This is a genomic window from Variovorax cryoconiti, assembly GCF_051216395.1.
Lineage (GTDB): Bacteria > Pseudomonadota > Gammaproteobacteria > Burkholderiales > Burkholderiaceae_C > Variovorax.
Map to the genome: position 1 here is coordinate 1 of NZ_JBPJZI010000001.1, position 20048 is coordinate 20048.

Annotated in this window: 19 protein-coding genes and 1 tRNA gene; 7 read left to right on the forward strand and 13 right to left on the reverse strand. The window is 67.6% G+C overall.

Annotated elements, in window-relative coordinates; translation table 11 throughout:
- Window positions 1–532: 532 nt before the first annotated feature.
- Window positions 533–691: a hypothetical protein gene (locus ACSFA2_RS00005; protein WP_435453266.1), complete on the forward strand. Its 159-nt coding sequence runs from the start codon at window positions 533–535 to the stop codon at window positions 689–691.
- Between the two features lie 16 nt (window positions 692–707).
- A complete protein-coding gene (locus ACSFA2_RS00010; protein WP_435453267.1) occupies window positions 708–1211 on the forward strand; it encodes a hypothetical protein in 504 nt (167 codons plus the stop codon).
- Window positions 1212–1316: 105 nt separating this feature from the next.
- On the opposite strand, the gene ACSFA2_RS00015 is transcribed toward ACSFA2_RS00010, so the two are convergent.
- The 12 genes from ACSFA2_RS00015 to ACSFA2_RS00070 form a co-directional block, all read right to left on the reverse strand.
- On the reverse strand, window positions 1317–1616 hold the full coding sequence (locus ACSFA2_RS00015) for a hypothetical protein (RefSeq protein ID WP_435453268.1): 300 nt from the start codon (window positions 1614–1616) through the stop codon (window positions 1317–1319).
- Window positions 1617–1797: 181 nt separating this feature from the next.
- A complete protein-coding gene (locus ACSFA2_RS00020) occupies window positions 1798–2082 on the reverse strand; it encodes a hypothetical protein (protein WP_435453269.1) in 285 nt (94 codons plus the stop codon).
- A gap of 68 nt (window positions 2083–2150) precedes the next feature.
- The gene (locus ACSFA2_RS00025) at window positions 2151–2459 is read right to left on the reverse strand and encodes a hypothetical protein (RefSeq protein WP_435453270.1); all 309 of its coding nucleotides are present in this window, start codon (window positions 2457–2459) and stop codon (window positions 2151–2153) included.
- A complete protein-coding gene (locus tag ACSFA2_RS00030; RefSeq protein WP_435453271.1) occupies window positions 2456–2731 on the reverse strand; it encodes a hypothetical protein in 276 nt (91 codons plus the stop codon). The genes ACSFA2_RS00025 and ACSFA2_RS00030 overlap by 4 nt, the downstream gene beginning before the upstream one ends.
- Window positions 2732–2804: 73 nt before the next feature.
- Window positions 2805–2879: transfer RNA gene (locus ACSFA2_RS00035), tRNA-Arg, on the reverse strand.
- A gap of 28 nt (window positions 2880–2907) precedes the next feature.
- A complete protein-coding gene (locus tag ACSFA2_RS00040) occupies window positions 2908–6984 on the reverse strand; it encodes a translocation/assembly module TamB domain-containing protein (RefSeq protein WP_435453272.1) in 4077 nt (1358 codons plus the stop codon).
- Window positions 6985–6992: 8 nt separating this feature from the next.
- Window positions 6993–8876 carry an autotransporter assembly complex protein TamA gene (locus tag ACSFA2_RS00045; protein WP_435453273.1) on the reverse strand — a complete coding sequence of 628 codons (1884 nt, stop codon included), beginning with the start codon at window positions 8874–8876 and terminating at the stop codon, window positions 6993–6995.
- A 69-nt stretch (window positions 8877–8945) separates the two neighbouring features.
- A complete protein-coding gene (locus ACSFA2_RS00050) occupies window positions 8946–9836 on the reverse strand; it encodes a 2OG-Fe(II) oxygenase (protein ID WP_435453274.1) in 891 nt (296 codons plus the stop codon).
- Between the two features lie 120 nt (window positions 9837–9956).
- The gene (locus ACSFA2_RS00055; RefSeq protein ID WP_435453275.1) at window positions 9957–11144 is read right to left on the reverse strand and encodes a vWA domain-containing protein; all 1188 of its coding nucleotides are present in this window, start codon (window positions 11142–11144) and stop codon (window positions 9957–9959) included.
- A gap of 18 nt (window positions 11145–11162) precedes the next feature.
- Window positions 11163–11768, reverse strand: a complete 606-nt coding sequence (locus ACSFA2_RS00060) for a GNAT family N-acetyltransferase (protein ID WP_435453276.1) — start codon at window positions 11766–11768, stop codon at window positions 11163–11165.
- 2 nt (window positions 11769–11770) lie between these two features.
- Complete coding sequence (locus tag ACSFA2_RS00065; protein ID WP_435453277.1) at window positions 11771–12019, reverse strand: hypothetical protein; 249 nt, start codon at window positions 12017–12019, stop codon at window positions 11771–11773.
- A 4-nt stretch (window positions 12020–12023) separates the two neighbouring features.
- Entirely contained in the window at window positions 12024–12878 is an 855-nt protein-coding gene (locus tag ACSFA2_RS00070) for an AAA family ATPase (RefSeq protein WP_435454149.1), read from the reverse strand.
- Between the two features lie 152 nt (window positions 12879–13030).
- On the opposite strand from ACSFA2_RS00070, the gene ACSFA2_RS00075 reads away from it, so the two are divergent.
- The 3 genes from ACSFA2_RS00075 to ACSFA2_RS00085 all read left to right on the forward strand — a co-directional run bounded on the left by ACSFA2_RS00075 (window position 13031) and on the right by ACSFA2_RS00085 (window position 15726).
- Entirely contained in the window at window positions 13031–13717 is a 687-nt protein-coding gene (locus ACSFA2_RS00075; RefSeq protein WP_435453278.1) for a c-type cytochrome, read from the forward strand.
- A gap of 214 nt (window positions 13718–13931) precedes the next feature.
- Window positions 13932–14852: a shikimate dehydrogenase family protein gene (locus ACSFA2_RS00080; protein WP_435453279.1), complete on the forward strand. Its 921-nt coding sequence runs from the start codon at window positions 13932–13934 to the stop codon at window positions 14850–14852.
- 40 nt (window positions 14853–14892) lie between these two features.
- The gene (locus tag ACSFA2_RS00085; RefSeq protein ID WP_435453280.1) at window positions 14893–15726 is read left to right on the forward strand and encodes a shikimate dehydrogenase family protein; all 834 of its coding nucleotides are present in this window, start codon (window positions 14893–14895) and stop codon (window positions 15724–15726) included.
- 19 nt (window positions 15727–15745) lie between these two features.
- Here the strand turns inward: ACSFA2_RS00085 and ACSFA2_RS00090 are convergent, their stop codons facing one another.
- Window positions 15746–16525, reverse strand: a complete 780-nt coding sequence (locus tag ACSFA2_RS00090) for an IclR family transcriptional regulator domain-containing protein (RefSeq protein ID WP_435453281.1) — start codon at window positions 16523–16525, stop codon at window positions 15746–15748.
- A gap of 139 nt (window positions 16526–16664) precedes the next feature.
- Between ACSFA2_RS00090 and ACSFA2_RS00095 the strand changes: the two genes are divergently transcribed.
- Complete coding sequence (locus tag ACSFA2_RS00095) at window positions 16665–18539, forward strand: bifunctional sugar phosphate isomerase/epimerase/4-hydroxyphenylpyruvate dioxygenase family protein (RefSeq protein WP_435453282.1); 1875 nt, start codon at window positions 16665–16667, stop codon at window positions 18537–18539.
- Window positions 18540–18568: 29 nt separating this feature from the next.
- Window positions 18569–19981: an MFS transporter gene (locus tag ACSFA2_RS00100; protein ID WP_435453283.1), complete on the forward strand. Its 1413-nt coding sequence runs from the start codon at window positions 18569–18571 to the stop codon at window positions 19979–19981.
- Window positions 19982–20048 lie beyond the last annotated feature (67 nt).

Sequence of the window (20048 nt, forward strand, 5' to 3'; positions counted from 1 at the left end):
GATCTGCTTGACCGCTTCGATCTTGAATTCTTCGGGGTATCTCTGCTTGCTCATGGCACCTCCTATTGGGCCTCAGGTTTGAGGCTCAGAGGTGTCTAGAAAACCCGGGGCGATTCAGCTGTCGCCCCCACGTTGTCCATTGCTGCCGTAATTCTGCAGCGCGGGTGAGCCTGCGCCTCCACCGCCCCCATGGCCTAGACGAATACTTAACTTATCTGCCCGCCGTAGAGAAATCTTGAACGCTGCTGTGCAGTAAGCGCCGTTGCCGCCGGTGCCGCAACCCCCCCGCCCCTTTCCCGGGCCCGCTCCAGAGGCGCCGCCACCACCACCGCCTCCACCGCCTGTTCCTTCGACCCATAGTTCCTGAAGGTCATTTGTGATTTCAAGTTCGTACAGGCTGTCCCCATTGTCGGAGCCCACAAAGCGCGCATCACTTTCGCCCTCGTCGACACGGTACAGCAGCACCAAGTCGTCTCGAATTGGTCTGTCAGTTGCCATCGTGTCCTCTGTCATGGGAGCCTCCGCTGGTGTCATGGCGCTGATCGTCGGCGTTGTTAGCAATGCAGTCATCCTGAATTCTGATGAGACCATCGACCAAGCGCGCATTGATGAAGTTGGCGCTAACGATTGCCAGCGACCTAGGCTGATGCGTGATGTGTCAGACGGTGATAGCGCCCTTACGCTGAATTGATGATGCCGACGATGTGGTGTCTCAGCAGACTGAACGCTATTTGGTGATGCCGATGCGCTTTCTCGTTATGGCCTTCGCTGGCATGTTATTTTTGAGCGGCTGTGCTGGCATTGCTCCCATGCCCGCGGCTTATCTGAAGCCGCCGCCCCTTCCAAAGGGTGCTGTTGCGAACGCTCCCCCTGAAGGCTCCGTTCCGCCGGAAGTCGCAGCACTGTCGGGAACTTGGTCAGGGACATGGTTCAGCCCCAGATTGAAGGTGCCCGCGATCTTGCTTGTCGAACACCTCGGTACGACAACTGCAACGGTCATCCATTCTGTTGGCGAGACGGACTACACCTCCACGCGTTGGTTTCGCGTTCAAGCTGTGGTCGGACGTGGAACCTTGGAGTACTTCCTGCCGGACAACATCGGGAAAGCTGAGTACCGGCTTCAGCCCGATGGCACTCTGAAGGGGGACTTGAACATCCAGGGCTGGCGCTCCTACATCACGCTGACGAAGGTTCCTGCTCCCTTGCCGTAGCGAGCCGTGGTCGACGCCATGCGCACCATCTGCAGAGCAGGCCCGGCGAGCCGGGACCTACCAGGGTCGATGTCGTCGTTACCTGGTCGGGGCACTACTCGCAGACTACCGTGCATGTTCTGGCAGCACCGCATCGATTCGCGACAACAGCGCAGCGGCGTCGGCCACCGCTGAGTCGATTGCCTTGAGGCCGACGATTGGATGCTCTCTCAGTGCGCAGGATGACACGACAACGCGCAGCGTCGCTTCCAAGGTGATCCACCACGGTATGCCGAAGGTGCCTAGCAGGCGGTCCGCGGCGATCAATGCGTGCGGCGCGGCGGCGCGCCTGTTGCTTTCAAGTGCCGCCACTGCGGCATCACGTTCGCGCGTCAGTCGGCCGATGAGGTGTTCTGTGCTTTCCATGCGCGAGCATTTTCCGGGTGTGGCATGGACAGGCTGCGGGGAGAGCGGCCGGCGCAGGTCGATTACGCAGTGCGATGTGGAGCGCGATGCTGGTTGATGAATGGCGGGCCGCCAGTCGCGGGCAAAATCGCGAGAGCGGAGTATGGGACTTCGTCCACTCCGATTCGAGGTTCAGGGCGATTCAGCGGTCCTCATATGCCCGCTCACCCCATTCACGACCATCGAGCTCGAGTCGAACCTTGTGGATATCAGGTAGGTTTTGAAAGGAACCGCTGGGGTCGTACCAGCGCCAAGCGACCCGGACCTTCACCCCCTCAATCGTCGCTCCAGTGGTTCCGAGGTTGTCGCGATCGCTCTGCGGCACGCCGTCTTCAGTGAGGCCAAATTTTCTGATGAGGGCGTGAACTGCCTTGTCATCCTCGATTCGGCCGAAGTCGTCCTTTAGATCTTGGATAGTCAGCGGCATAGTGCGTCCCTAGAGTTGCTGAGCACCGGTTCGTCTGAACAGAGGGTCCGCAATCTCAGGATGCGATCTCAGGATGCGATCTCTTTTGAAGAGTCTTTCACGCTAGCAGCAGCGCGATTTTTCATGCGAAGCCCACCGCGACGCGCGCGGTTGGCCCGATTCGCCAGCATGAGTTTCTTGTTGACGGTGGGCGGAACGATGAGCAAGTTGGGAGCATTGTTCGCCTTCTTTTGCGGCTCAACATGTTCGACCGTCGCATGGATGAACCGCCCCATTGCGTCCGCAATGTCCTTGACCGTCCCGAAGTACATCCTGGGCGTTTCCCGCGCAGCGATGCTTACTTCGCGCCAGAGCTTGTGGGCCAATCGGTTCGTCATAGTTCTACGTCCTTGCCTGCTTTATACAGCGACTTGATGATCAAGACTGCCAGAAGCAATGCATCGGCAGTGATGATGAAATATTCGAGGGCGGTGAGGACATTGATCACATAAGGACTCGCCCCTTGCTTTGCGAGCCACCTCACGAGTTCGCCTAGCCCGTATGCCGGTAGAGCGATGATCAGAAATATGATCGAACCGAAGGCCGCATGCGTCGCGAAGTGGACGGTCGCAGCGAAGCCACCCTTGTGATTGGATCCGTTGCCGCTCAAGATGTTCCGCCGAAGGTAAATGTCCCGGATACGTCCCGGAACCAAGACGGCACCAATAAAATCAACAACTTACTGGTGCCCTCGACAGGAATCGAACCTGTATCTGAGTCTTAGGAGGACCCCGTTCTATCCATTGAACTACGAGGACGCTGGGCAGCGGCGACTTTAGCAGTTCGTCAGTCGAACTTCAGCGTGTAGATCAGGTCCACGCCGCTCTGGATGCCGGCCTGGCCGCGCAGGGTGAGGCGCTGGGTCAGGTCGTAGAAGATGTAGATCGTGCCGAGCATGCCGGCCAGGCTGCTTTCGTAGGTGACGTAGAAGTCGCTCGACAGGCGCTTGCCCAGCGTGACGGCCGATTCGCGCAGTTCGCCGCCCGGGTTCGGGCCCTTGAAGCCGATCTCGTCCAGGCCGAGCCGGCTCGCCAGGCTGCCGCCGGAGCCGCCCTTGCCGAGGCCGCCGAGCAGGGCGAGCGCGGCCTGCTGCATCAGGATCGACTCGCCGCCGCTGCTGGCCGACGCGCGGCCGAGCACCACCCACGACAGCGTCTCGACGTCCGACAACACGGGCTCGGAATACAGCTTGACGCGCGGCGACTGGGCCGTGCCCGTGACCTGCACGCCGGCGCGTTGCGTGATGTTCGGCCGGATCGCCAGGATGTCGAGCGACGGGTTGTCGACCGGGCCGTTGAAGCGCGCCAGGCCGGTCTCGACGTCGAGCTGCTGGCCGTAGGCGCGGTACTGGCCCTTGACGGTGCGGACCTCGCCGGTGACGCGCGGCGGCGCGGTGAGCGACGTGCTGCGGATTTCGAGCTGGCCTTCGAGCCGGGTCGTGATGCCGCGGCCTTGCACCGCGAAGTCCTTGCCCAGGTCGAAGGTCACGGCCACGTCGGGCGCCTTGGCGGTCTGCGGCTTGGCCGCGGCTGCGCTGGCGCGGGCGGCGTCGCGCTGCGCCGTCTCGGCGGCTTCAGCCGTCTTGGCGGCCGAGCGCACGACCACGTCGCTGCCCAGGCTGGGCGCGCTCTCGTCGGGCAGGATGATCACGGCGCGTTCGGTGTCGATCTTGCCGCGCACGGTGAACTGGCCGTCGGCGAGACCCGCCTGCAGGTCGCCCGACACCGTGATCTGACGGTCGGAGCGCACCAGCAGGCGCAGGCTGCGCAACTGGGCGCGCAGGTCCATGCGGATGCCCGACGCGCTGCTGCCGGCGGGCACGGCGCCCCAGCTCATCTGGCCGGTGCCGGACAAGCTGCCGCCGTCGCGTGCCGCCTCGCTCGCGGTGGTGCTGACGTTGCCGCTCTGGCCGGCGATGCGCGCGCTGCTGCCGCGGCCGCCCTTGAGCGTGAACTCGGTGATGTCGACACGGTTGCCCGACAGGGTGGCGCGCAGCCGGCCGTCGCGCAGGTCCAGCCCTTCGACCAGCGCGCGCAGCGCGAGCTGGTCGGCGGCCAGCGTGCCGTTCCAGCGTGGTTCGGTGCGGCTGCCCGACAGCGTGGCGTCGGCGTCGAGCGTGCCGGCGACGCGCCAGCCCGGCGGCGCCAGCATCGACCAGACGCCCAGGCTCGGCATGCGCGCCTTGATCGCACCGGACAGCGGCGCGTCGGTCGGCCACTGCCAGCCGCCGTCGCGCTGCAGCACACGGGTGCCGAGGGTGGCGTCGATGGTGCCGGCGCGCAGGCTGTCCCACACCAGCTTGGCCTGCACCGATTCGCCGCGCGCCTCGATGCGCAGCTCGGCTTGGCGCAGGCCGGCGGGCGTGCTCGGCCCCTCGACGTTGCCGGTGCCGCTGACCATCTTGATCTCGCGCTTGGCGCCGGTGCCGCGGCTTTCGATGCGGGTGACCAGCGCGGCCTCGCCGGCCTGCACGCGGATGTCGCCACTGCGGCGGGCCAGGCGCAGGTCGGCACGCAGGGCATCGCCGGCCTCGATGTCCCAGTCGCCGTCGAAGATCAGGTCGCCGGTCACGCCCATGCTGGCGAGCGAACTGTTGCTGTCCATCGCCTCGGCCCAGGCCATCGGCAGGCCCTGCATGCGGCCCTTCGATTGCAGGCGGAAGGCGCGCTGGCCGGTGGCGCCGGTCTGGCGAAAGCGCACTGGCTCCCAGTCGATGCGCACGGTGCCGGGCACCGGCCCCTGCAGCGTGGCGCCGCCGGCGGAGGTGTCGACTTCGAGGCCGCCGGCGGTGCTGCGCACGTTGGCGTTGAGCGGCGCGCTCAGCGCCACGGTCCACGGGCCAGGGCGGGTGCTGTCCTGCGCCTGCACGCGCAGGCTGGCCAGCGCGGCGCGCCAGCGGCCTGCGCCTTCGAGCGCACCGCTCGCGCGGGTGTCCAGCGTCATCTTCTGTGTGCCGCGGGTTGCCTCGCCCTGCAGCGCCAGCGTGGCCTGCGCGAGGCTGCCGGACACCTCGGCGCGCAGGCCGCGCAGCTGCACGGGCAAGGCCGGCGGCGGCGGCACGCTGCCAGCGGGCACCGGTGCCGCGGGCAGGCGCAGGTCGAGCCGCGGCACGGTCAGCGTGGCCTGCACGGTGGGTTCAGCGGTGCCGCGGGGCGCGGGCGTTGTCGCGTTCTGCAGGCGGCGCTGCACGGCCTCCCAGCCGCCGTCCCAGCGCGCATCGAGGCGCGCGCTGCCTTCGGCGCTGGCGCCGGCGAAGACCTTGCCCAGGCCGGGCAGTTGCTCGACCCAGCGCTGCAGCATGGCGGCGTTGTCGATCTGCGCGTCGATCTGGCCGCGGCCCTGTGCCGGTGCGATGCGTCCGGCGACCTGCGCGTTGCCGCCAGGCAGCACCAGCTTCAGGTCGCCGCTGCCGGCGCGCTCGGCGATGCGAGCCTGCAGCGTGCCGGCGACGCTGGCCTGTGCCGCCTCGATGCGCAGCGTGCGCAGGTCGAGCACCTCATCCTTCCACTGGCCCTGCGCGACGACACGGTCGAGCCGCAGGCCCTGCAGCGCGGCGCTGCCTGCGGTGCCCTGCGCCTGCAGCGCGATGTCGAAGACCAGCGCGTCGTCGCGCTGTTCGACCTCGGCCTTGCCGCCGACCGGCGCCCCGGCCAGTTGCGTATGCAGCGCGCCCGGCTGCACGTTGCGCACGGTGGCGCGCACGGCCCAGGGCATGGGCGCCGGGCTCCAGTCGCCTTCGGCCTCGATGCGGCCGCCGCCGGTGCGCACGGTGGCGGCGGGCACGGTCCAGGTGGTGCCGTCGTAGGTGGTGCGGGCCTCGATGCGCTCGACCGGCAGCTGGCCCTGGTCCCACGGGCCGGGCAGGGCGTTGCGGATGTCGGCGCTGGCCTGCCACTGCACGCCGCTGCCGGCCGCGCCGGGGCCGGCCAGCACTTGGCCGCTCAGCAGCGTGGCCGGGGCGGACGGCCAGAGGCGCGCGAGGTCGACGTTGCGCAGGTCGGCGTTGGCGTCGATCACCGGCTGCGGCTGCCACGGCGCGATGTTGGCTTGCAACTGCGCCTGCATCGGCGCGGCGGCGTCCTGCTCGGCCGGCTTCAGGTCGGCGGCGATCGCCAGGCGGGCGTCGGCGCCGGCGAGGGTGCCCTTGGCCGTGGCGGTGGCCAGCACGTCGATGCTGCGGCCTTCGGCCAGCGGCGCGCGTACGCGGCCGTCGAGCGCCAGGTCGAGCGCCATCGGCGCGTCGCCCTGCAGCCCGACGCGCGCGCTGTAGTGGCCGTCGGCCAGGTCGACGCCATCGACATTCAGCGTGTGCTGGCGTTGTGCGTAGACGTAGTGGCCGGCGAGATTCGTGGCCTCGACCACCGGCGGCCCGGCCCAGCGGAGGGTACCGACGCGGAAGGGCAGGTCGACATCCACCGGCAGCACGATCTGCGCCAGCGGCTGCAGCGGCTCGCTGGTGTCGGGCGCGGGGCCACGGCGCTCGATCAGCATGTCCTTCGCGACGACCTCGCCCAGTTGCACCTTGCGCTGGAACAGCGGCTTGAGCGTCCAGCCGATCGTGGCCTCGTGCACCTCGACCGACAGCGTGGGGCTCTGCCATTGCAGGTAGCCGATGCGGCCGCCGGTGCGCAGCGAGCCGCTCACGTCGCGGCTCTGCAGCGTCTGGCCGGCCGGCATGTAGCGCGCGGCCTTGGCGAGCGCATAGGCGAGCGACTGGTCGGAGCCCAGCCACCACCAGGCGCCGGCGCCGACCGCGATCACCAGGACGATGAGCGTCACAAACGCCCATGCCAGGCCGCGCAGTGCGCGGCGCGTGCGCGATCGGCGTGGCGCGGGCAGGGCGGGCGTCTCGGTCGTTGCCACGCGTGTGCCTAGAAGCTGAAGCCCAGCCGCAGATGCAGCCGGTACTTCTTCGTGTCGACGCCGTACGCGACGTCGGCCTGCACCGGCCCGACGGGACTGCGCCAGCGCACGCCCACGCCGGTGCCGACCTTGGCCTTGAGCTCGCCGAACTTGTCGGCCACCGAACCGGCGTCGACGAAGACCGCGCTTTCGAAGTCGCTGAGCTTGCCGTTCCAGAGAATGGGTCGCTGCCATTCGACGCTGCCCACGCCCAGGTAGCGGCCGGCGACGATGGCGCCGTCGCTGCGCTCGGCGCCGATCTGCCGGTAGCTGTAGCCGCGCACCGTGGTGTCGCCGCCGGTCAGGAACAGCAGCGTGGTCGGGATCTGCGCGTTGTCGCGGGCGACGACGGCACCGCTCTCGGCGCGGAACTGCAGGCGGCTGCTGCGCGCGGCACCGCCGTCGTTGCCCTGCACCGTGCCGATGGGGAGGATGCCGAGCCAGCGCACGTAGCTGCGGATGAACGGGGCGCGCTCGCCGATCAGTGTCTGACCCAGGCCGAGTTCGAGCGACAGCCCCTGGCCGCGCGTCGGCGCCGCGTTGTCGTCGAAGTAGCGGCCGGTCCAGCCCCAGTTGGCGCTGATGGCCGACGCCGACGGCGGCGCGCCGGTGCCCTGGTTGGTCGCATAGTCGTACTGCAGGAACAGGCTGCGCTCGATGCGGTCGCCGGTGCGGCCACGGCCGGCGCGCAGGCGGCCGCTGTCGGTGTCGTAGGTGCCGGCGGTTTCGTGCTTGAGCAGGCCGGAGCCGAACCAGCGCCAGCCGGTGTCGTCGGGGATGCCGTTCCAGTCGGTCCCGAGCGACTGGGTCTTCTGGTCGATCGACAGCTTCGACACCGCCCGCCAGCCCAGCAACGGCATCTGGTTGTGCACATGGTCCAGCGACACGCGCGGGCCGCTGTCGGTGGTGAAGCCGACGCCCGCCACGACCTTCTGCAGCGGCGCCTCGCGCACCTGCGCGATCACCGGTGCGGCCTGCGGGTCGGTGCCCTCCGTGTCGAGCGTGAGGAAGACCGAGTCGTAGTAGCCGCTGCTGGCCAGCCGCTGCTGCGCGTCGAGCAGCTTCTGCTGGTCGTAGTCGGCGCCGGTGGGGATGCGGGCGATGCGGCGCGTGCCGTCGGCGCTGTAACGCTCCACGCCGCGCACGTCGAGCGGGCCGAAGCGGTAGGCCGGGCCGGAATCGTAGGCGACGCCCAGCTTCGCCTCGCCCTTGTCGGCATCGATCTCGGCGCGGCTGGTGGCGACGTTGCCGGTGGCATAGCGCTTGGCGGTCAGGCTGCGCAGGCCAACGGTCTTGGCGTTGTCCCACGCCGGTTGCGTGAAGAGCTGGCCGGTGCGCAGCGTCCAGGCTGCGCGGATCGCCTCGCGCTGCGCAGCCGCGCCGGGGTCGTTGGCGATGGCACCGCGAAAGCCGATGTCCACGGCGCCGATGCGGGTCGGCGGGCCGGGGTCGACGGTGATCACGACTTGGCGCGGCGCCTTGCCGCCGGGTGTCTCGTTCAGTTCGAGCGTGAGCCCCGGCGTGAAGTAACCGAGCGTGCCGAGCAGCTCGCGCGCATTGGCTTCAGCCGCGACCATGAGCCGCGACAACTCGGTCGCGCCCAGGTCGGCGATCTTGCTGTAGCGCTGGATTTCGAGGTGCAGCGCGAGGTAGTCGCGTACGTCGTCAGGGCCGCGCACCTCCAGCGTGAAGGCGTCGCTGGTCGACGTGGCGTCGGCCGCCACGGCCTGCTTGCCGGCGTCCGTGTCGGTGTCTTTCTTTGGCAGCAGGCTGCATCCCTGCAAAAGAAGGACGATTGCAAAAAGCAACGCCGGCCATGACGCCGGCGTTTGAAGGGAAGCCACCCTGAGCATCGCTGCATTCTGACAGCAGTTCCGGCAGGCCCCGGGCGGTGGCGCGTCGGACGGCGGCGCGTCTTGGGCTCAGCGGCGGGTGACCTTCTTGGCCAAGCGCCAGAGGATCGGCGGCACCCATTGGCGCAGCATCGCCTTGGCGGCGTCGATGCGGCGCGGCTGGATGAAGATGGAGATCGAGCGATCCAGGTCTTGCTCGGGCATCGGCGTGCCGGTGTAGAAGTACGTCGCCACCGAGCGGCGCGGCCGGTCGTCGGCCGCCTGAAGCGGTGTGGGGTGGCCGTGGAAGCTCCTGGGGCCGTGCGGCATCAGCAAGGTACGTCCGAACTCGGGTTGCACGGTGGTGACGCACTGGCCGTCCTTCGCATCCCACAACTCGAGCGCCGAGCCCCATTCGGGCTGCCAGTCGCGGTTGAGGTAGGTGATGAACACCATCTCGTTCTTGAGGCCGGTCTTGGGATGGCGATCGAAGTCGCGATGCACGGCGAAGCTCCCGCCGGTGCGGCTTTCGTGCAGCCCGCCGCCGTGGCGCAGCGGGTCGGGGATCAGGTAGGGTGTGCCGGTCACGTCGGACAGCCACGTCGTGAACCAGCCGGCATTGACCAGGTCGAAATAGAGCTGCGTGGCCGGACCGAGCGTGGCGCCGAGCACCGAGCGGCGCGTGCGCTCGTAGCTGCTCTGCACGTCGTACCAACCGGCGTCGTGGTGCGCGTCGAACTCTTCGAGTACCAGCGTCAGCAGTTCGGGGTTGAAGAGGCCGTCGACGACCAGATGGGGGAAGGGGGCCGCGCCGGCGAGTTGCGCGCGCAGGCGCTGGCGTGCCTCAGGCGTGAAGAAGGCCGGGTCGACCAACTCGTCCAGCAGCAGCGTCGTGCCGCGGACGGTGATGCAGTCCGCCCGTCGGGTTCGGACGATGCCCAAGGGAGCGGGGTCGCGCGGGGCGGATGCGAGGGCAGGCATGGTGCTGGGTCTCGAGGGGCAACCACCGGGAAAAGTTCTCGCCCCATGAAGCCGTTCCTGCAATGTAACAAAAAGCATTCAAATTGCGAGGGATTTTTGCCGCAGTTTCTCCGTGTGTCGTTATTTCGACAGCATCCGCATGGCGTCCTCGAGACCTCGGAGGGTCAGCGGGTACATGCGGTTGGACATCATCTGCTGGATGACCGCAATGCTCTGGCGGTACTGCCAGACACCCTGCGGCTCCGGGTTGATCCAGGCGAACTTCGGGAAGGTGTGCGTCAGGCGCTGCAGCCATTCGGCACCGGCTTCCTCATTGTTGTATTCGACGCTGCCGCCCGGCTGCAGGATTTCGTAGGGGCTCATCGTCGCGTCGCCGACGAAGATGAGCTTGTAGTCCTTGTTGTACTTGCGCAGGATGTCCCAGGTCGCGAACTTCTCGGAGAAGCGGCGCTTGTTGTTCTTCCACATGAAGTCGTAGACGCAGTTGTGGAAGTAATAGAACTCCAGGTGCTTGAACTCGGTCTTGACGGCCGAGAACAGTTCCTCGACGCGCTGAATGTGCTCGTCCATCGTGCCGCCCACGTCCATCAGCAGCAGCACCTTGACGTTGTTGTGGCGCTCGGGCCGCATCTTGATGTCGAGGTAGCCCGCGTTGGCGGCGGTCTTGCTGATGGTCTCGTCGAGATCCAGCTCTTCTTCATGACCCTCGCGCGCGAACTTGCGCAGGCGGCGCAGCGCGACCTTGATGTTGCGCGTGCCCAGTTCCTGCCCGTCGTCGTAGTCCTTGTAGGCGCGCTGGTCCCACACCTTGACCGCGCTCTTGTTCTTGCCGGCACCGCCGATGCGCACGCCCTGCGGGTTGTAGCCGCCGTGGCCGAAGGGCGAGGTGCCGCCGGTGCCGATCCACTTGTTGCCGCCTTCGTGGCGTTCCTTCTGTTCCTCGAAGCGCTTCTTGAGCGTCTCCATGAGCTCGTCCCAGCCCATCTTCTCGATCTTGGCCTTCTCCTCGGCACTGAACTCGCGCTCGAGCGTCTTGCGCAGCCACTCGAGCGGAACGTCTTTCGTGAAGTCGGTCAGCACGTCGACGCCCTTGAAGTAGCCGGCGAAGGCACGGTCGAACTTGTCGTAGTGCTTCTCGTCCTTCACCAGCGTGGTGCGGCTCAGGTAGTAGAAGTCGTCGAGGCTCCAGGCGTCGTCGGAGTCCGGTCCCACCACGTCGGCCTGCAGCGCTTCGAGCAGCGTGAGGAACTCCTTGACCGACACCGGCAGCTTGGCCGAGCGCAGGGTGTAGAAGAAGTCGATCAGCATGCGTTGGCCCTCCGTGGATCAGCGCTCGGCAGGGCGCGGCTTGTCGAGCAGATAGAGCAGGTGCGCCTTCACCTCCGGCCATTCGCCGGCGGTGAGGCTGTACATCACCGTGTCGCGGACGGTGCCGTCGCGTCGCAGCGCATGGCCGCGGATCACGCCGTCCTTCCTGGCGCCCAGGCGCTCGATCGCGCGTTGCGAGGCGACGTTGTAGTTGTCGGTGCGCCAGCCCACGGTGCGGCAGCCCAGCGCCTCGAAGGCGTGCGTGAGCATCAGCAGCTTGCAGGTGGTGTTGACGTGGCTGCGCTGGCAGCGTTGGGCATACCAGGTGTAGCCGATCTCCACGCGCTTCACGGCCGGCAGGATGTCGTGGAAGCTGGTGCTGCCGAGCACCGTGCCGGTGGCCTCGTCGGTCACGGCGAAAGCGAAACGGTGGCCGTCTTCGCGGCCCTTGAGCGCGGCTTCGATGTAGGCGCCGGTCTGCTCGGGCTCGGGCACCGAGGTCACGCGCAGTTGCCAGAGCTCGCCGTCGGCGGCCGCGGCGCGCAGGCCGGCTTCATGGTCGAGCGACAGGGGGACGAGGGCAAGGCCCCGGGCCTTCAGGGTGGTGGGTTCGACGAATGCCATGTTCAGACTCTGGGATCTCCGTATTTGCGCCGGTACCAGGCCCGGCCCAGTTGCACGCCGCCGCCGCCGCCCAGCCCGATGAGCGCGATGCCCAGCATGGCCGGGCCATCGTAGCCATGGGGGCCGAGAGCATCGAAGCCCAGGGCCGTGCCGAGCCAGCGGCCGAGCAGTGCACCGACCACGAAGCCCAGCGCCTGGGCGATGCCGAGCAGCAACAACTGGCGCGGCGGGTGCGGCGTCGTGTGGTTCATGGCTTCAGCGGTTGTTGCGCTGCATGAAGACCAGCTTCTCGAACAGCGTCACGTCCTGTTCGTTCTTGAGCAAGGCACCGACCAGCGGCGGCACCGCCACCTTGTCGTCCTTGCTGTGCAGCGCTTCGAGCGGGATGTCTTCCGCGACCAGCAGCTTGAGCCAGTCGAGCAGCTCGGAGGTCGACGGTTTCTTTTTCAGGCCGGGCAGGTTGCGCACGTCGTAGAAGGTCTTCATCGCCGCGGCGAGCAGGTCCTGCTTGAGCGTGGGGAAGTGCACCGCGACGATGCTCTTCATCGTGTCCGCATCGGGGAACTTGATGTAGTGGAAGAAGCAGCGGCGCAAAAAGGCGTCGGGCAGTTCCTTCTCGTTGTTCGAGGTGATGAAGACCACCGGCCGGTGCTTGGCGCGGATGAGTTCGCGCGTCTCGTAGCAGTAGAACTCCATGCGGTCGATTTCGCGCAAGAGGTCGTTCGGGAATTCGATGTCGGCCTTGTCGATCTCGTCGATCAGCAGCGCCACCGGTTGCTCGGCGGTGAAGGCCTGCCAGAGCACGCCCTTGACGATGTAATTGTGGATGTCCTTGACCCGCTCGCCACCGTCGATGTCCGAGAGCTGCGAGTCACGCAGCCGGCTCACCGCGTCGTACTCGTAGAGGCCCTGCTGCGCCTTCGTGGTCGACTTGATGTGCCACTGCAGCAGCGGCAGGCCCAGCGCGGCGGCCACTTCCTCGGCCAGCATCGTCTTGCCGGTTCCGGGCTCGCCCTTGACGAGCAAAGGGCGGGTCAGCGTGATGGACGCGTTGACCGCGAGCATCAGGTCCTGGGTGGCAACGTAGTTGTCGGAGCCCTTGAATTTCATGGATGACATCGAGCGGGGAGTGGGTGAATCGGTCCATTCGATCCTGCGTTGCCGGCCGGCGGTGTCGCCGAGGCACGGGGCTGCAAGGAGCCCCCGCATATAATCAAATGTTGATCTAAAAAACTGTTCCTCCACGAGATTGTGCGCGCAAAATGAACAAGTTGTTGACCACGATGTTTGCCCTCGCTGTCGCTTGCGGGACGGTTTCCGTCCAGGCTCAGAACGTGACCGGCAGCGTCGAAAACGGCGCCAAGAAAACGGCCATGTGCGTGGGGTGCCACGGCATCATCGGCTACCAGGCCAGCTTCCCCGAGATCCACAAGGTCCCGAAGATCGCGGGCCAGAGCGCGACCTACATCCGCGCTTCGCTGGCTGCCTACAAGGCCGGCGACCGCAAGCACCCGACCATGCGCGCGATCGCCGATTCGCTGACCGAACAGGACATGGCCGACCTCGCCGCCTATTACGCGCAGCTCGGCGTGAAGGACGGCGATGCACCACCCGCCACGCCGACCAAGCAGCCCAGCGAACGCGTGCAGGCGCTCATCACGCGCGACAAGGCCAACGCCTGCACCACCTGCCACGGTGCCAACTTCAACACCCCGAACGACGGCACCGTCGCCAAGCTGGCCGGCCAGCATGCCGACTACCTGTTCGTGGCACTCAAGTCGTACAAGGTCGAAAACCACGCCCAGCTCGGTCGCTCCAACGGCGTGATGGGCGGGCAGGCCAAGAAGTTCACCAACGCCGAACTCAAGGAACTGGCGGGCTACATCAGCGCGCTGCCCGGTGAAGTCAAGACGGTGCCCGAGTCGCGCTTCCACACCGCCGCCAAGTAAGCCGCCTCCCTTTCTGCCTGTGCAAAGCCCGCCCCGTGCGGGCTTTGTCGTTTCTGGCCGTCCGCGCGTCGCGTGCAGGAGAAACCCTCGAACTGGTCGATCAGCGACCGAAGGCGCGCGATGATCGATCGGGACGAGCGCGTGCCGTCTCGACACCGGCACACGCGTGCGCCTACAGTTCCCAGCGACCGACGATTCTTCGACGAGACGATCCATGACCTCCACCATCAGCGGCAGCACCCAGGCCTTTCTCATCCCGGGCGATCCGGTGCGCAATGTGCGCCTGCCGCGGATGTTCAACGCCGTGTTCGAGCGTTTCGAGATCGATGCGGTGCTGCTGCCGATGCAGGTGCCGCGCCGCGACTTCGCGGTGTTCTTCGCCTCGGCCTTTCTCGCGCGCAACGTGCGCGGAATGCTCATCGCGCCGCCGCACAAGCCGCTGGTGCTCGACCTGCTGGACGGCTGCGGGCTGATCGGCCGCGTGGCGGGTTCGGTCAACGTGGTGCGCCGCATGGACGACGACCGGCTCGAGGGCGATCTGTTCGACGGCGAAGGGCTGATCGGCGCGCTCGACCACTACCGCATCCCGTTTCGCGGCAAGCGCGTGCTGATCCTGGGGGCGGGCGTGAGCGCTGCCGCGGCCGGCGTGGCGTTGATCGAAGGCGGCGAGGGCGGGAGCGATGGCGCCGCGCATGTGGCGCTGTTCGACACCTCGGCCGGCAAGGCGGCTGGCGTGGCGGCCAAGCTCGACGCCTTCTTCGATGCCGACGTGACGGCCGTGGACAGCAATGCGCCGGAAGGCTACGACCTGGTCATCAACGCGACGCCGCTCGGCCTGAACGAAGGCGATGCGCTGCCGGTCGACGTCGCGCGCATGGGGCGCCACGCCGCCGTCTTCGACATCCTGCTGCGCGGCCAGCCCACGCCGCTGGTGCAGGCGGCACGCGCGCGCGGCCTGAATGCGCAGGCGGGCTTCGAGATGCTGATCCAGCAGATGCCGCACTACCTGCGCTACTTCGGCTACGAGCAGGTGGCGCGCGCCCTGAGCCAGGACGCCGACTTCCTGCGCGAGCGCATCTATCCCGAGGCCATGCACGGCGAGATTCGCCAGCCGTTGCGCTACCACGCGCCCTGAGGCGCGGCATTCCGACTTCCTTCTGCTCCCGACCCGTTCCATGATTTCAGGCAAGACCACCCTCATCGCCCACCTGGGCTACCCCACCGAAGCCTTCAAGGCGCCGATGATCTACAACCCCTGGTTCGACAAGCAGGGCATCGATGCGGTGGTGGTGCCGATGGGCGTCAAACCCGACGCCTACGCCACGGTGCTGCGCTCGCTGTTCCAGCTGACGAACATCCGCGGCGCCCTCGTCACGATGCCGCACAAGATCGCGACCGTGGCGCTGATGGACGAGGTGACCCCGACCGCGCGCATCGCCGGTGCCTGCAACGCCATCCTGCGGCGGCCCGACGGCACGCTGCTGGGCGACCAGTTCGATGGCGCGGGCTTCGTGCGCGGCGTCGAACGCAAGGGCCGGCTGTTCAAGGGCACGCGCGTGCTGGTGTCGGGCACCGGCGGCGTGGGCTCGGCCATCGCGGCGTCCATCGCGGCCGTGGGTGCGGCGGAGATCGCGCTGTTCGACACCAGCGACGCCTCGGCGCAGGCCCTGGCCGGCCGCCTGCGCGCGCACTACCCGACGTTGATCGTGCGGACCGGCTCGAACGATCCGGCCGGTTTCGACGTGGTCGTCAACGCCACGCCGCTGGGCATGAAGGACGGCGACCCGCTGCCCTTCGACGTCGACCGCATCGCGCCCGACACCTTCGTCGGCGAGGTGGTGATGAAGTCGGAGTACACGCCGCTGCTGCAGGCGGCCAAGGCCAAGGGCTGCGCGGTGCAGGTGGGCACCGACATGCTGTTCGAGATGATCCCGGCCTACCTGGAATTCTTCGGCTTCGGCACCGCGTCGCCGGACGAACTGCGGGCCACAGCGCAGCTGCGCTATTGAACTGCGCTGCGCAATTGCACTAGATGATCGGCCGCATGGCCTCGGCCACTTCGCGCAGCACCGGCAGCAACTTCTTGCGTAAATCGTCGTCCGGGTAGACCTGCCGCTGCACGGTCACGCTCAGTGCGTACTGGCAACGGCCCTTGCGGTCCTTCAAGGCGACCGCGAGGCCGCTGAGGCCGACGTTCAGGTGCTGCTCGGCCTGCCAGAAATCGAGTTGGCGCGCCGCCAGAACGCTCTCGCGGAAGCGCACCGCATCGACCGGCGCGGCGCCGGTGAAACTGGCGAAGTCGTGCGCGGCGATCCATTCGTCGAGCGCCGCATCGTCGAAGGTCGACAGCAGCACGAAGCCTTGCGACACCACATGCGCCGGCACCCGCGCGCCGGGGTGGAAGCCGATCGACACCATGCGCGGTGCATTGCTGCGCGCGAGGTACACCACCTCGTGGCCGTCCAGCGCGCCGACGTTGAGCGTCTCGCCGCACTGCATCGAGGCCCGCTGGATGTAGGGCTGCACCAGCCGCGGCACCCGCGCGCCTTCCAGGTAGGCCTGCCCCAGCCGCAGCACGCGCGGCAGCAGCCAGTAGTACTTGCCGTCGGTCGCGGCGTAGCCGTAGTGCACCAGGCTCAGCAGATAGCGGCGGGCCGCGGTGCGCGTCAGCCCCGCGTGCTCGCCGGCCTCGGTGGCGGTCAGGCGGGTGCGCTCGTCGGTGAAGGCCTCGATCACGCGCAGCCCCTTGCCCAGGCCTTCGATGAGCAGCTTGCGGTCAATGGGCGCGGTGTTGTCGGTGGTGGTCATGGCCTAGGTGTAACCCGAGTTTCGTGCGTATTCTGATCGCATGCGGTCGATCATCGATCGCAACCAGGGCCCGAGTCGTTGTCGGCCAAGCAGGGCGTTCCTACAGTCGACCCATGACCACCCGCCGCCACGCTTGACCATGCACCGCTCGATCGCCACGGTATCGCTCAGCGGCACGCTGCGCCAGAAGCTCGAAGCCATCGCCGCGGCAGGCTTCGACGGCTTCGAGCTGTTCGAGAACGACTTCATCCAGTTCAACGGCTCGGCCGCCGCGATGGGCGCCATCGCGCGCGACCTCGGCCTGTCGGTCGACCTGTACCAGCCCTTCCGCGATGTCGAAGGCATGCCGGAGCCGCAGTTCCGCCGCAGCCTGGAGCGCGCCGAGCGCAAGTTCGACCTGATGCAGGCGATGGGCGCCACGCTGATGCTGTGCTGCTCCAACACGTCGCCGATGGCCGTTGACGACCCGGCGCGCGCCGCGGCGCAGTTGCACGCACTGGCCGAGCGCGCAGCCCGGCGCGGCTTGCGCGTCGGCTTCGAGGCGCTGGCCTGGGGCCGCTTCACGTCGCGCTACGGCCAGGCCTGGGACATCGTGCGCCGCGCCGACCATCCGAACCTCGGTCTGATCCTCGACAGCTTCCACACGCTCTCGCTGAAGGACGACCCGGCCGGCATCGCCGAGATCCCCGGCGAAAAGATCTTCTTCCTGCAGATGGCCGACGCGCCGCTGATGGCGATGGACGTGCTGCAGTGGGCGCGGCACCACCGCTCCTTCCCGGGGCAGGGCGACTTCGACGTCGTGACCTTTCTCGAGAAGACGCTGCGCGCGGGCTACACCGGCCCGCTGTCGTTGGAGATCTTCAACGACGTGTTCCGCGAGACACCCAACCGCCGCACCGCCGTCGACGCGATGCGTTCGCTGCTGTACCTGGAGAGCCAGGTGCGCGAGCGCCTGGACGACGCACCGCCCACCACGGTCGCGCTGTTCAGTCCGCCGCCGCTGCCCGACCTTTCGGGCATCTCGTTCATCGAATTCGCGGTCGACGAGGCCACCGCCGCAGCGCTGGGCACGCTGCTGCAGCAGCTCGGCTTCCGCCGCGTCGGGCAGCACCGCTCCAAGGCCGTGGTGCTGTACCGCCAGGGCGACGTGCACCTGATCGTCAACGCCCAGCCCGACTCGTTCGCGCGCGAGCGCTTCGATGCGCACGGCGCTTCCGTCTGCGCGCTGGGCCTGCGCACGGACGCGCCCGAAGCCGCTGCGGAACGCGCCGTCGCGATGCGCTCGCAGCCGCACCACAGCCCGGTCGGCCCCGGCGAAGTGCGGGTGCCGGCCATCGTGGCGCCGGGCGGCAACCTGGTGCACTTCGTGGCGAGCGCACTGGGCCGCGACGGGCTGTACGCCGCGGACTTCGTGCTGGACGACCACGGCCCGGATGCTTCGGACGCGGGCCTGCAGGCGATCGACCATGTCGCGCTCGGCCTCGACCTCGACCAGCTCGACACCTGGGTGCTGTTCTCGCGCGCCGTGCTCGGCCTGGAGCCCGGCGAGAGCCTCGAGCTGGCCGACCCCTTCGGCCTCATCCGCAGCCGTGGCGTCGCCAATGCGGACCGCAGCGTGCGCCTGGTGCTCAACGTGTCGCTGAGCCAGCGCACCCGCACCGCGCGGACCCTGCGCAAGAGCGGCGGCGGCGCGGTGCACCACATCGCGCTGCGCTGCAACGACATCTTCGCGAGCGTGGCGCGGCTGCGTGCCAACGGCGTGGCCTTCGTGCCGATTTCGGGCAACTACCATGACGACCTTGCCACCCGCATGGACCTGGGCGACGGGTTGATCGAACGCATGCGCGAGTCCGGCGTGCTGTTCGACCGCTCGCCCGCCGGCGACTACCTCCACATCTACACCGAGAGCTTCGAGAACGGCCTGTTCTTCGAGGTGGTGCAACGCGTCGACGGCTACGACGCGTATGGCGCGACCAACGCGCCCGCACGCATGGCATCACAGGCCCAGTCATAACAAACCGAACCATCGACCAGGAGACAACCATGAGCAGCATCCACTTACCCGGCGAGCCGCAAGGCAAGCACCAGTCCCGAAAGGCCACCGCCAGCGGCTGGATCGGCTCGGCGCTGGAGTACTACGACTTCTTCATCTACGCCACGGCCGCGGCGCTGATCTTTCCGCAGATCTTCTTTCCCAAGGGCGACCCGCAGATCGCGATCATCGCGTCGCTCGCGACCTATGGCGTGGGCTATGTGGCGCGGCCGATCGGCGCCATCGTGCTCGGCCATTGGGGCGACACGCACGGGCGCAAGCACGTGCTGATCGTCTGCATGTTCCTGATGGGCTTCTCGACCGTGGCCGTGGGCCTGCTGCCGACCTACGACCAGGTCGGCCTGTGGGCACCGGCGCTGCTGGTGCTGATGCGCCTGATCCAGGGTTTCGCGGTGGCCGGCGAGATCTCCGGGGCGAGCTCGATGATCCTCGAGCACGCGCCCTTCGGCCGGCGCGGCTTCTTCGCCAGCTTCACGCTGCAGGGCGTTCAGGCCGGCCAGATCCTGGCGGCCGCCGTGTTTTTGCCGCTCGCGCACTACATGGACAAGGACGCCTTCAACAGCTGGGGCTGGCGGATCCCGTTCCTGCTGAGTTTCCTGGTGATCGTCGCAGGCTACATCATCCGCCGCGAGGTCCACGAGACGCCGGCCTTCACCGAGGTCGACAAGAGCGGCAAGGTGCCGAAGGCCCCCGTGATCCAGGCCGTGACCGAAAGCTGGCGCGACATGCTGCGCGTGATGTGCTGCTCGCTGATGAACGTCATCCCGGTGGTCGCCACCATCTTCGGCGCGGCCTACGCGGTGCAGCCCGGCTACGGCATCGGCTTCGAGAAAGACGTGTACCTGTGGATCCCGGTCATGGGCAACATCGTGGCGGTGATCGTCATTCCGTTCGTGGGCAACCTGTCGGACAAGATCGGCCGGCGCCTGCCGATCATCGTCGGCGCGCTCGGCGCGGGGCTGCTGTCCTTCGGCTATCTCTACGCGATCAGCATCCACAACGTGCCGCTGGCCATCGTCATGTCGCTGCTGATGTGGGGCGTGGTCTACCAGGGCTACAACGCGGTCTTCCCGAGCTTCTACCCCGAGATGTTCCCGACGCGCACGCGGGTGTCGGGCATGGCGATCTCGCAGAACATCGGCACGGCCGTCACGGCCATGCTGCCGGCGCTGTTCGTCGCCGTGGCGCCGCCCGGTGCGGCGAACATTCCGCTGGTCGTCGGTTCGATCACGCTGGCGGTGTGTGCCATTGCGGCCCTCGCGGCGTACACGGCGCGGGAGACCTACCGCGTGCAGATGAAGGACCTCGGCAACGTCGACGCGGAGCCCGTGCCCGTGCAGGAGTACGAGCGCCTGCGGGCACAGGCGATGGACGAAGGACGCATGACGCGCGTCCCGGCCTGACGACAGTCATGCAAAAGTCCGCGACCGGAAGGTAGCGGACTTGCGCGCCAGACGGGAGGACGCCCCG